Below are 12,732 nucleotides of genomic sequence, written 5' to 3' on the forward strand. Positions count from 1 at the left end.
TTCCTAAAGTAAATTTAGTCCATTGGTATCTTAACGCTCCGCTTAACGAGGTGGCTAAACCTTGGCTTAAATTTTTCGTTGTAGCGGGCTTTAGGCTCTCTGCGATCTTAGCGTCGTTTTTGAAAAGCTTATGAAAACCGCTCGCTATGTCAATGTATTCTTTAGCTTTGGGTGTGGTAAAAACATCATCTTTAAACTCGTTTAGCTTGTTGAAAAACTGCGCGGGGTGTGGTGTTTTGTTCTAGTGTATTAAATATTGAATAATAAAATCAAATAAGGCTTTTTGAGTATTGATATTTGATTGGAGCAGAGCCTTTTAATATTTTAAAAAGGCTAATCAAAAATATCCATTAAGGATAAATACTAGTAAATCCTAAAACCATAAGTGATGTTAAACATGATGTGGCTTCGGTCAGAATACACATTGTGTGTTAAAGGTTGCGTGCCAGGCCCGTTAGGATCGACTGGAACATACATGCCACAATACCCAATACAATAGCCTTTTTTGGTGATATTGCCATAATATTCTAGTTTTAAATCCATTCTAATATTATACTTATTAGAAAAATAACTCAAAAAGAGCGCGAGACTCCTTTCATCAGCTCTTGGGCTATCCGTCCAACGGCCTAAAATTTTCCAACTAAAACCTCTATATTGTGAGCCTACATACAAAAACCCATTGATAACATCAGCGCCAACAATATTGTTAATTTCTGCGTCATAAATACTATTCGTCCAAATGTTATACCCCAAAGGATCCCCATAAATACCTATATCACCATTAGCGTTACCGATATTTTTATAGACACTGCCCCCAAATTGCCACTCATTATAGTAAAAACGAGTGCGGAAGAAATAAGTTTGCCCGCTCTTGCCTAATGGCACTTGTTGGAAGAGGATAATATCATTTTGATTAGCCGGAGTGGCAAAAATGGGGAAAAACCCCACGAAAGTGCCTACAAAACGAAAGCCCTTATTGTTGAAATTGGGGTTGGTGTCATAAGTGATATTAATGCCTGGCGCATACATTCTTTGAAAGATCGCATAAAAATAAGGGTTGATTTTTAGGTTGTCTTTTTCGTATTTCAAATCCGCTACCATTAGAGCCTTACCGCTTGTATAGTAACGCCCAAAATACCAAAACCAGTCGCTTGACGCTGAAGCCCTAGCGTCTGAATACATCACCCTTAACCTGGTGTCTTTGTATTTGACAAAGCCTTCAACCCCTTGAGTGTAAGAAGTGAACCAATCATACTCTTCAGCATCATAGCGACCCCCTTTCACGCCAAAACTGAATTTGTCTTTTTTGTAGTTGTAGCTCAAAAAAGCGTTATGCACCATGGCTAAACGAGGTTTTTGCACATTTAAACCGCTATGCCCCGCATACCAACCAATATATTGCCAAAAGATACCCGCCCCAAAAGGATCAGTCCTAGAGCCAGGCTGGCCGTTAGGGATATTGTTGCCTTGATAAGCGGTAGAGTCATAGGGGAGCGCTGCCATCATCGCCCCCACTTCCGCTCTCAAACCCTTGTATAAACCCATGCTCAAATTCAATTCGCCGAGTAAAGAAGTGTAGCTACCTGTAGGATAAATGTCTTTAGAAGGCTGGTATCTTTGGTTGTTAAAGCCAAACTTGGTATAGCTGCTCACCTTTCCAACAATGCTGATGTTGAATTTATAAGCTTGAAGTTTGGACAAAAAAAGACTAAAAAAAAGCAAAAAAAATAGAGAGTAAAAAAAATATTTCTTAATTTCCAAAAACCCTAACTCCCAAAGATATTAAAATAAAAATACAAAAAAGGCATATCTAAGAGATAGGGGAACTCTCTTAAAAACTATAACTGATGTGTGTCATCAAATGGCTTCTATCTTGGGTAATACTCTTTTTAATGCCACCCATGTCTTGAGGACCTTGTGCGAATGCAGAAGATTCAAACAAACCATTATTCAAGTTAAGCGGCTGACCGTTTGGCCCAAGGAAACCGGTTCCAGGGTTGTAACCCGCACGAATTTGGAACTCTAACCACACGAGTTTGAGACCCGCTTTAACATGTTTGCTGAACTGATAGTCTAGATACATACCAATACCATATTCCAATGCCCTTGGAGCGGTAGTGAAGCGTTGGTAGAGACTCCAACTGAACTTACCATGCTTACCTCCACCTTTAACATACTCAGTGAACGCGTCAGCATCGGTAATGTTGTCAATCCCCGCAAACCCTAAGCTGTAGATACTGCCAACCCATTGTTCGATACCATCCACAGCGATGATGTTACCCCAAGTACCTAAGTTCATGTTAGGGTTACCGATGTTGAGATAAGCACCACCAACCACAAAGTAGTTGTTAATGTCTATATGGTGGCGTAAAAAGAGCGTCGCACCACCAGGACCTTGTAAGCCACGCCACTTACCATTATCCAAGAACGGATCCCAAGTGTTATAACGAGCGGGTGCGTAACGGCCGTATTCAGCGTTATTCCAGCGATAGTCATACAACGCATAGAAAGTCGTTCTGTTTCTAATACCCCTACCGCTAAACTCAGGATTGGTATCGTATTCTATTTTAGCACCAGGCAATGTGCCTACTTCTGGGATAAGATACACATAAGGGTGAATCATCAAATTCTTTGTAGGGCGATAAATAATACCCGCCTTATGAATACCCCAAGGCTTTTCACGATAAATGGGGAACAACCATTGACCGTCAGCGATACCACGACCCCAAGAGCTAAAGAGCAAGAACTTCATCTTATTCGTAAGCTTGAAAGTCCCATAAAACCCTTGGAACAATTGGTAAACCCAATCCATTTGCTCCTGCTCCGTAACGTCAAAGCGCCCCATTACCATATGGACTCTGTCGCTGTCATAGGTAAGATTCGCTTTATAAACTTCATAACGCCTTGATCCACCAGGCAAGTAGGCGTTAGCCGGATAGTAGTTAGGGAACAAGCCGTTCCACTCACCCATATATTCCCAACCAATACCTCTAGGGTTAATGACACCACCTGGCCCTGATTGCTGCCACAATTTAGTAGCATTCATACAAAGACTCATAGAATCAGTGCCGCAAGAAGTTTTATCCCAATAGCTTGGGGGGGTAAAATCCTTCGCCCACCTATCATACCTAGTGCTATCATAAACCTGTCCGCCCAAAACACCGCCTAAATTCACGGTCCATCCCCTACCTAAATGCACAGACCCCTCTAGCTTACCTGTAAGGTTAACAAAAGTTTCTGTGGGATAGATACCTTTAACAGGGTTAATAGGCGAATGGTTAAAACCCACTTTGGAGAAGTTGATAAAATCCCCATGCACTTCATAAGTAACCGCCCCTAATGAACCCGTAGTGAACAATAGTGGCAAGGTAAAACGCTTTAGCAATGTAGCTACAACTTTTCGTTTCTTTAATTTCATTCCTCTTCCTTACTTTACCTGAGAATAGATAAATTACTCTGTAAAGATAATTGTAGCATAAAAGAATATAGATTTAGTTTAAAATCAAGCTAATTTTTCTTAAAAATCACAAAATTTAAAACACAAGTTTATCCTTAAAAGCTTGCTAATGAGCATTTAAATGGATAGGATAATCTTTTAATATCCTAATAAGATATTAAAAAAAGGCTTTTTTAAGGCTCAATAGGGAATTTACTGATACAATAGAAAGCGTTGTTTTATATAAAAATAATAATTAAGGATCAAAAATGAAAAAAATTGGTTTGAGCTTGTGTTTGGTTTTGAGCTTGGGTTTTTTAAAGGCCCATGAAGTGAGCGCTGAAGAGATTGCGGATATTTTCTACAAACTCAACGCCAAAGAGCCTAAAATGAAAATCAACCACACTAAAGGGTTTTGCGCTAAAGGCGTGTTCCTCCCTAATGCACAAGCAAAAAAGGATTTAGATGTACCATTACTCAATGAAAAAGAAATCCCTGCATCTGTTAGGTATTCTTTAGGAGGCGTGGCGATGGATGATAAAAGCAAAGTTAGGGGAATGGCGTTAAAATTAGAAAATCAAAACGCCAGCTGGACAATGGTGATGCTCAATACAGAAATCAATTTTGCCAAAAACCCTAACGAATTCGCCCAATTTTTTGAGATGAGGATCCCTAAAAATGGCAAGGTGGATGAAGCAAGAATCAAAAAGCTTTATGAAGAAGTCCCCTCTTATAGGAATTTTGCCGCTTACACTAAAACGATAGGGATCAGCTCAAGCGTGGCTAACACGCCTTATTACAGCGTGCATGCGTTCAGGTTTAAAGATAAGAAAGAGGAATTATTATCTGCGAGATGGAAATTTGTGCCTAAAGACGGCGTTAAGTATCTTAACCCCCAAGAATTAAAGCAAAAAGATTCAAATTATCTGCTTTCTTCATTCCAACAACACCTTAAAACTAAACCCATAGAATACCAAATGTATCTGGTGTTTGCGAATAAAAATGATGCCACCAACGATACGACCGCGCTTTGGAAAGGCCAACACAAGGAATTATTAATAGGGACCTTGAAAGTTGAAGAATACGAAGGAATGGGTTGCAATAAAGATGTGTATTTCCCAGCCGATCTCCCTAAAGGCGTAGAAGCCCCTACTGATCCCTTATTCCAAATCAGGAATGAAGTTTATGGGATCACTTTTAGCAGGAGGCAATAAAAAGGCTAAGGCGAATAAAAATATAAGTTGATTGAAAAAAATGCGTTTTTATGGGTTTGGGGGAGTGGGATTTTTGTTTAAAGCGTTTAAGCACGCCCACTAAAACACTTCCTCTCTTATTTGAGGCACACACACTCATGTTGGATGTTGGGCAAAAAATAACTAACATTCAATCCACCTACCACCTTTTAATGCTATTATCTTGTATTTTATTTAGACCGTATTATGGGTTTTTATGAAAGCGGCTTATTAGGTATTTCTGTAATTTTGTAATCAAAAAAATTTTGCGAAACATTAAAAACGCTCTGCCCTTCCATTTGTTGGTGGGTTATCCAATTCAAATCATTGTCTTTGATTTGAGAAATTTCTACGCACGCCACTTGCCTGTTAAACAGATCAAAATGCACCACAATAGTAGGAATTTTATCCGTTATCAAACGCCTTTTAGCCTCTAAAACTTTATGTTCTTTAATATCATTGATCCCTTGAAATCCGCTTTGAACTTCTAGCAATAAATGATTGTCCAACAAAAAATCGGCTTTAGGACTTCTTTTAAAGCTTTCTATGTTCTCAAAATTATCACCACCAAAAAATTTGATGGTTTCTTTTTGCGTATTAAAAAGACAAGCGATAAAATCCTTAAAAAACTCCGCTACTAAAAACCCACGCATCTACGAAAAACAAACTTCTTCAGGTCTTCTGCCTTGATTATTCAGCTTATAAATAATATGAGTGTCCACTATCTTTGAAAACACTCGCTCTATGGAGTTTTTAAAAAAGCATTCCAATTCATACTCATTATATTTAAAACAATAAATACTATTGATAGCGCTAAAAATTTCAACCAGCCTTTTTTTGAGCGCGTTTAAATAATTGAAATCAACGCAAGGTTGTATGTCTTTAGCGCCTAAAAATTCCTTAAACGCATTTTGAGAATTAAAACCCAATAAATTTCTATAACCTTTAAAATCGTTATTATCAAACATTTTTACCCCTTAAAAAATCAAAGACAGCATGAGCGAGCGCCACACTCAATAAAGGCGGCACGGCATTGCCAATTTGCAATCTTTTAGCGCTAGTGCTCCCATAAAATTTATAATTATCAGGAAAGCTTTGCAATCTTGCCCCCTCTCTAATGCTTAACGCTCTAGAGTCTCTTGGATGGATACACCTAGAACTGCTTGGGGTAGAAAAACTTCTCGTAATGGTGGGGGCTGGTTTTTCCCACCACATTTTGGCATAGGTATTAATATAACCGCTTTTGGGGCGTAAACTTTCTGGCAGATCATCTTTATTCTGCCCGTCTTTTAGCGTTTGCATGATTTTTATCAGTTTTTCATTGTTTTTAGGACTGCTATGCTCACTTAATTCTTTAGAATTCCGCACAAATTCCAAAAAAACATTATCCGCATTTTTAAGATAACCTAAAGCATCACCATTTTTACCGCTTTGAATGGGTGGTAAATCCCCTAAAGCGTCTTTTAGAGAAAAATGCGTTTTTATGGGTTTGGGGAAGTGGAATTTTTGTTTAAAGTTTTTAAGCGCGCCCACTAAAATCACTCGCTCTCTTATTTGAGGCACACCATAATCTAGGGCGTTTAAAATGGCATGCTCTAAAATATAACCTCTCTCTTTAAAAGCGTTACAAATTTGTTGGAACAATTGCCCTTTTTGCATAGACATTAAACCCACCACATTTTCAAAAACAAATATTTTTGGTTTTACTAAGTCTAAAAGCCGCAAATATTCTTTAAACAGATTCGCTTTTTCATCCATTTTTCTTTTGCCAAGCGTGGAGTAGCTCTGGCATGGTGGTCCGCCTAATAGAATGTCAATTGGAACGCATGGCAAGTTGTGGCAATGAAGTTGCGCAATATCGCATAAAATGGTTTGTGCCTCTTTATGATTGGCTTGATAGCTTGAAATAGCGTCTTTGTCTATATCGTTGGCCCATACCAATTCAAAATGGGGATGCACAGAAAAGCCATAGCTCAATCCTCCAGCACCACAAAAAATATCTGCTACTTTATACAAATTTTATTTTTTCCTTTCATCTAAACCCATACTTTAATTTTAAATGTATCTAGTAACTTAAAGCCTTTTTTTGAGATTGGGTTAAGATTGTTTCTTTAATCTTTTAAAGTTCCGCTAGGTTTGTCAATCGCGTTTCTATGGATGGCCTTTTCTCTGTTTTGAGCTTTTTGAGTGGTATTGGCATGCTCATCTTTAATATCATTTGGCTAATCTTTGCCTTGCTCTTGCTCATTCCATTCGGGTAATGCGTCATTGTTATTGTTTCTATAATCTGTTAGGCAAGCTTGCTCTAAAAGTTTATAGCTGATGCTTGCGTCTTTGATTGCATGAAAACCAAACAAGCCTTTCACTTGAGTTTCAAAATTAGGCTGATAAATCATGTAAAATTCTATTTTAGCCCCTGTGAGTATTGTGTGATAAAGAAAATACCACACACCAAAACTTCTAATACTAGGCCTCCCTTTGACTCCCCCATCTTTATAAATATTGAGCGTGCTTTTAATCCCACCATCTGCTTGAGAACCGCCGATTTTTTTAATCCCACCATCCACTACAATTAAATACACTCTAGCCACATTTTGAGTTAAAATATTTTGAGATAAAGATTGATTGTTTTCATCTTTCAAATCCTTAAGATAGTTGAAATTCAACTTTGTGCTGTCTTTCACATATTCTACATCAGCGATTTTAAAGGCAGTTTTGACTTTGCCAATATGCATTTTTACTCCTTGACAATCAATAACTCATGAGATTGTTTGACATGGTTATTATCGCCTCTTTCTAAGCAGTTTTTACCCATTCTGATCTCGCCTTGTCCCATAGTGTATTGCCAAGATGGTTCTAAAATTTTAAAATCTTTATAAGCATTCCTTACAAATTCGCAGTCATTATAACTTAAAATAAATGGCCCTCTATGCCTTTTTAGCATGTGAGCTAATACTTCATGTTTAAAACCATTATGGTGGATAGGAAAATTACGCATAGGATAAATCCCCTTAAACATTTTAGAATTTTCTAACACATAAGGGGGGTCAAGATAGAAAAAATCATTAGGGTAAGCGAGCAACACTTCTTCAAAACTAGAGCATTCCACCTTTAAACTAGGGGCGTTAAAACCTTTAATTTTTAAAAGCGCGTTTAGATAGCATTCTTTGTCAGTGTAAATTTTACTCATCCATCCTAAAAATCCTGGCCCATAGCTTAAATTAAAGTTAAAGTAATAATCTCTAGCCAAGATTAAAGGGTCTAAAGTGCATTCTTTTTTATAATGGGCTTTTAACTCTTGTTTGATAATGTTGTAAGTTTCTTGCGTAGGTTCTAAAGAGAGCAAATTATTATAAAGAGCTTGTTTGTCTTTGAGTAGCACTTGATAAAAATTCACTAAAATGTCAAAAATATCAAAGCCCAACACTTCTAAACCCAACTCTGCCGCGCATGCAATTTCTACGCTCCCCCCACCTATAAAAGGGCTAATAACCCTACAGCTAAAGATTTACCCCCACCATATCTTAAAGGGGCCTTTATGTAGCGTTTGTAACGCCCATTATTAGAGCGTAAATTGTGCAAAAAAATATCTTTTTTACTAGCGTTTTGGTTGAATAAATTGGCATGCATCCCAAAAAATTCTATTTATTTTTTCGCCCTTTTCCTCATGTTAGGGTCTAAAATCTTTTTTCTGATCCTTAAATTCAAGGGGGTAACTTCTAAAATCTCATCTTCTTCAATCCATTCTAACGCTCTTTCTAACACCATAGTCCTAGGCGGGGTGAGTTTGATCGCATCATCGCTCCCGCTCGCTCTCATGTTGGTTAAATGCTTGGATTTGATAGGATTGACATCTAAATCATTATCCCGGCTGTGCTCGCCAATGACCATGCCCACATAAACCTTCGTTTGGGGGTTGATAAAAAGCGTGCCTCTTTCTTGGATATTGAAAAGGGAAAAAGCGGTCGCTTCGCCATTTTCCATGCTAATGAGCGCCCCATTTTTGCGCGATTCCACGCTCCCGCTAAAAGGGCGGAATTCCAAAAAGCTATGATTCATCACGCCTTCGCCCTTAGTGTCGGTTAAAAACTCGCTCCTATAGCCGATAAGCCCTCTTGCAGGAATTTCAAATTCCAATCTTGTATAGCCGTCGCTCATGGGATTCATCGCTTTCATCTCGGCTTTTCTTTTGCCTAATCTTTCAATGATAGCCCCGCTAAAATCTTGGGGCGTGTCAATCACCAAATGCTCAAAAGGCTCGCATTTAACGCCATTTTCTTCTTTAATGATGACTTCAGGGCGTGAAATGCTAAATTCAAACCCTTCACGGCGCAAATTTTCAGCTAAAATAGTGATTTGCAATTCCCCACGCCCGCTCACTTTAAACTTGCCTTCGCCCATTTCTTCGCATTTCATAGCGATATTGGTTTGCATTTCTTTTAAGAGCCTGTCTTTCAACTTATTAGCAGTAACATGCTTTCCTTCTAACCCGGCTAAGGGCGAATCATTGACAGCAAAATACACGCTCATCGTAGGCTCTTCTAAATGCATGGGATCTAAAGGCATGGGGTTAGTGGGATCAACGACGCTATCGCCCACATCCATTGCGTTAAACCCAGCAATCGCTACAATATCGCCCGCATAAGCGTTTTCAATCTCAGTCCTAGCCAGCCCTAAAAAGCCTATAAGCTTAGTGATACGGCCATTTTCTTTACTCCCATCGCTTTTCATCAACAGCACGCTTTCATTCTTTTTAACCGAGCCATTAAACACCCTAGCGATACCGATTTTGCCCACATAATTGTCATAATCAAGCGTGAAAATTTGCATTTGCAAAGGCTCATCAACGCTCCCACTAGGGCTTGGCACATGCTCTAAAATCGTTTCAAACAAAGGCTCTAAATTTTTCTTTTCATCGTCTAAACTTTTCATCGCATAGCCATCTCTAGCAGCAGCATACACGACAGGGAAATCCAATTGTTTATCGCTAGCCCCCATTGCTACGAACAAGTCAAAAACTTCATCCACCACTCTGTCCGGTTCAGCGGCAAGCTTATCAATTTTATTCACCACCACAATAGGGCAAATCCCAAAACTCAAAGCCTTTTTAACCACGAATTTAGTTTGAGGCATGACCCCTTCTTGAGCGTCCACTAAAAGCAACACCCCATCCACCATTTTTAAAACACGCTCCACTTCGCCCCCAAAATCAGCATGCCCGGGAGTGTCAATGATATTGATTTTAGTGTCTTTGTAATAAATAGCGGTGTTTTTAGACAGGATAGTAATGCCTCTTTCTCTTTCTAAATCATTGCTATCCATCACCCTTTCATCCACTTTTTCTCTCTCACTAAATGTGCCAGATTGAGAAAGTAAGCCATCTACTAAAGTGGTTTTCCCATGATCAACATGCGCAATTACAGCGATATTTCTAATATTTTTCATGAATGTCCTAACAAGCAAAATTGAAATTAGAAGTATAACACAATATTATAATAGCCCCAAATGGCGGAATTTTTTGGCTAAATCCTGTTCTATGAAATGGCTTTTATGAGCTTTTAGAAAATTTTCATTCTTAGGCGGCATGAAATCGTCATTATCCCTATAAAAAAAGATAAAATAATTTTTCTTTAAATAGTAAGCCAAATGGATCAAAAACGAATCCCCCCCTATATACAAATCGCTTTCTAAAATCAGGTTTTTAACTTCTTCTAAACTAGTTTTAGCGCGATAATGAGCGACTTTATCTTTTAAAAAAGCGTATCGTTCTTCAAAATCTAAAAGCGTAACACAAAAGTGTTTTAAAAGTTTTAAAACGATTTTTAAATGCTCTAAAGAAATATTTCTATAATTTTCTCTTGTGAAAGGGTTGATTAAAATCTTTTTGGGGTTTTTTAAATTCATGGGATATGGGGGGTTATCAAAAACATGCCCATAAATTTGAGAAAACAACTCCTGGCGGTTTTGATAAACATTTTTAATTTCTTTATTTGGAGTGGTTATGGGAATGAATTTGGCTAAAAGAGCGCTTCTAAAATCCTGTTTTTCTAAAATCAAATGTTTGATTTTGTGCTTTTTAATCGCTTTCAACAACCATAAAAAATCCTTTATCGCTAAAAAAACGCCTTGTTTTTTAAGGTCATAAAAAGCAGGGATATTTTCAAAAATAGGAATGATTTCAAAATGTTTTTCGCATTCTAAAAGCCTGGCGATTTTTAAAGTCAAATGAGTGCCTAGGATTTTAAGGGGTTGTTGCTGTTTGAAAGCGATTTCTTTTAAAAGGCTAAGCGTGATGAGATTATCCCCTAAAGCCAAAAGACAAGCAACATGCATGATTTTTCCTGATGGTGAAATGTTTAGAGTCTTTTTTTTCTATCCCTAAATTTTTTAAATAAAATTTTTCATCAAAATTATCGTTAATAAATTGCACAAATAGGGGCAAACATTCCAAATCTTTTCTTAAAATTTTATGCGTTTTAAAAAGCGATTCAAAAATGAATTGCATTAAATCGCTGTTTAATAATTCTTTTAACGCATGAGCGTTGATGGGGAAATTTTCTTTTAAAACAAACATGTTCGCGCTGTTTAAAAAAAGGCGTTGCTCATTGTCATAAAAAAAGACAAGCTTTGAAGAAATGAATTTATACACGATTTTTTCTCTAGCCTGATAAAGACTTAAGGGAGCGACTTGCTGGCAATCTTTTAAATCAGCGTTAATGAATTGGCTAGGGGCTTTTAATCTGTCTTTTAAAATATCTGAACCCCTAAAAATAGGAATGGTATTTTTTTCTTGTTTGGAGTGTAATTTTTCTTTATTGTTGCCTGTAACAATCCCTAAAGCAAAATGAGCGTTATTTTTTAAAGTCATATGGGGAATGGAAAAAAGGTGGTCTAAAATTTTATTTTCTTTATTAGAGCAATGGATATTAAAAATCTTTTTAGGGTTGTTAAAAAAAGAAGAGGACGAGCGTTTGAACTTGCTATTTTGATAAAAACATGAGATTTTTTGATCCTTATTAGGGGTTTTTTTAAGCACCAAACCCACAGCCTTAGTCATTAGATTTTTAAAGGGTTTGTCAAAATCAATCAGGCTTCTAATTTGAAACTTCAGAGCCATTTCTCGCATTTTGCTAAACGCATCAATATTCAAACAACTTTCTGGTAATAATAGCCCCAAATGAGCGTTTTCTTTTAAACAATTCAAACTCGCTATAAAAAAGAGCGACGTGCTATCTAGGCTTTGAGAGAGGTTGAATTTCTGTTTGAAATTTTCTTTTTGGTTTTGGTTGTATTTCTTACCCCATGGCGGGTTGGTGAAAATGCAATCAAATTGCGGGGTGTGTTTTAAGTTTAAAAAATCTTTTTGCATAATATTAGGGCAATCTAAATGATAACGCTCTTTAATACACTTTTTAGTCAAAGCGATAGCGAAAGCGTCCGTATCATAGCCATAAATATTTTCAACCTTAAAACCCAGTTTTAAAGCATGCATGATAAAATTCCCACTCCCCACAGCCGGATCGCAAAAAATCGCTTGGGAGGTATCAAAATCTTTAGGGAGAGTGAAAAGTTGTTCTACTATCTTATTAGGAGTGTAGTAAATGCCTTCTAAATTTCTGGTGGTGTTAGAAAGCTCTTCTTCATAATAAGAACCCAACTTTTCTAAATCAGAGCTATTTTCTAATATTTCTAGGTATTTTAAAATCAATTCTTGATGGTTATGCGCGCCTTTTAAGGATTTGTTAGCGTATTTGTTAAGTTTGTTTTTCCCTAAATGGTTACGGCAAAAATCTAAAAAAGAGCTTGTTTTCACATAAATTTTATGATCAATCTCTAGTTTCTCTAAAAGATTGGTTTTGATCCAGTTATGCACGCTGCTATGAGAAACATTAACTAAGCGAGCGATTTCTTCAATCAAAAGAGCGTTTGAAGGCATTTACCCCCCTAAAAACTATAAACATAACTCACATTGAACACCACAAGGCGTTTGAAAAAGAGGGAAGTGTTTAACCCTTTGCCATGCGTTTCATAAAAGGAGTTCACCGCTAAAGGGATTTTCAAGCC

Annotated in this window: 8 protein-coding genes and 3 pseudogenes; 1 reads left to right on the forward strand and 10 read right to left on the reverse strand. The window is 37.3% G+C overall.

Features of this window, described 5'->3' with window-relative positions:
* Positions 1–363: 363 nt before the first annotated feature.
* Both hofD and hofC read right to left on the reverse strand, forming a co-directional pair.
* The gene (gene hofD, locus CXY28_RS08040) at positions 364–1,761 is read right to left on the reverse strand and encodes an outer membrane beta-barrel protein HofD (RefSeq protein WP_100980402.1); all 1,398 of its coding nucleotides are present in this window, start codon (positions 1,759–1,761) and stop codon (positions 364–366) included.
* Between the two features lie 70 nt (positions 1,762–1,831).
* Positions 1,832–3,418, reverse strand: coding sequence for an outer membrane beta-barrel protein HofC (gene hofC, locus CXY28_RS08045; protein ID WP_100980404.1), 1,587 nt, complete (start codon positions 3,416–3,418; stop codon positions 1,832–1,834).
* A 287-nt stretch (positions 3,419–3,705) separates the two neighbouring features.
* Between hofC and CXY28_RS08050 the strand changes: the two genes are divergently transcribed.
* Positions 3,706–4,650, forward strand: coding sequence for a catalase family peroxidase (locus CXY28_RS08050; protein WP_100980406.1), 945 nt, complete (start codon positions 3,706–3,708; stop codon positions 4,648–4,650).
* A gap of 233 nt (positions 4,651–4,883) precedes the next feature.
* Here CXY28_RS08050 and CXY28_RS08860 read toward each other — a convergent pair.
* The 8 genes and pseudogenes from CXY28_RS08860 to CXY28_RS08095 form a co-directional block, all read right to left on the reverse strand.
* Positions 4,884–5,636, reverse strand: a pseudogene (locus CXY28_RS08860) (restriction endonuclease).
* Positions 5,629–6,684: a DNA cytosine methyltransferase gene (locus CXY28_RS08065; RefSeq protein WP_100980410.1), complete on the reverse strand. Its 1,056-nt coding sequence runs from the start codon at positions 6,682–6,684 to the stop codon at positions 5,629–5,631. Before CXY28_RS08065 ends, CXY28_RS08860 begins: the two are co-directional and overlap by 8 nt.
* 95 nt (positions 6,685–6,779) lie before the next feature.
* Positions 6,780–7,403, reverse strand: a pseudogene (locus CXY28_RS08070) (GIY-YIG nuclease family protein).
* A 2-nt stretch (positions 7,404–7,405) separates the two neighbouring features.
* A pseudogene (locus CXY28_RS08075) lies at positions 7,406–8,298 on the reverse strand (DNA adenine methylase).
* A 15-nt stretch (positions 8,299–8,313) separates the two neighbouring features.
* Entirely contained in the window at positions 8,314–10,113 is a 1,800-nt protein-coding gene (gene typA, locus CXY28_RS08080; protein ID WP_100980414.1) for a translational GTPase TypA, read from the reverse strand.
* Positions 10,114–10,158: 45 nt separating this feature from the next.
* A complete protein-coding gene (locus CXY28_RS08085) occupies positions 10,159–11,001 on the reverse strand; it encodes a glycosyltransferase family 9 protein (protein WP_100980416.1) in 843 nt (280 codons plus the stop codon).
* Positions 10,967–12,604: a class I SAM-dependent methyltransferase gene (locus CXY28_RS08090; protein ID WP_100980418.1), complete on the reverse strand. Its 1,638-nt coding sequence runs from the start codon at positions 12,602–12,604 to the stop codon at positions 10,967–10,969. The genes CXY28_RS08085 and CXY28_RS08090 overlap by 35 nt, the downstream gene beginning before the upstream one ends.
* 8 nt (positions 12,605–12,612) lie before the next feature.
* Positions 12,613–12,732: outer membrane beta-barrel protein (locus tag CXY28_RS08095; RefSeq protein ID WP_073423031.1), on the reverse strand; the 120-nt coding region annotated here is incomplete at its 5' end.

The sequence above is a fragment of the Helicobacter pylori genome, from assembly GCF_002832345.1.
Taxonomy (GTDB): Bacteria; Campylobacterota; Campylobacteria; order Campylobacterales; family Helicobacteraceae; genus Helicobacter; species Helicobacter pylori_CP.

Bases quoted from the DNA above. Each gene is read 5' to 3' on its own strand.
- hofC (WP_100980404.1), bottom strand. From the start codon at position 3,418: ATGAAATTAAAGAAACGAAAAGTTGTAGCTACATTGCTAAAGCGTTTT.
- CXY28_RS08050 (WP_100980406.1), top strand. From the start codon at position 3,706: ATGAAAAAAATTGGTTTGAGCTTGTGTTTGGTTTTGAGCTTGGGTTTT.
- typA (WP_100980414.1), bottom strand. From the start codon at position 10,113: ATGAAAAATATTAGAAATATCGCTGTAATTGCGCATGTTGATCATGGG.
- CXY28_RS08085 (WP_100980416.1), bottom strand. From the start codon at position 11,001: ATGCATGTTGCTTGTCTTTTGGCTTTAGGGGATAATCTCATCACGCTT.
- CXY28_RS08090 (WP_100980418.1), bottom strand. From the start codon at position 12,604: ATGCCTTCAAACGCTCTTTTGATTGAAGAAATCGCTCGCTTAGTTAAT.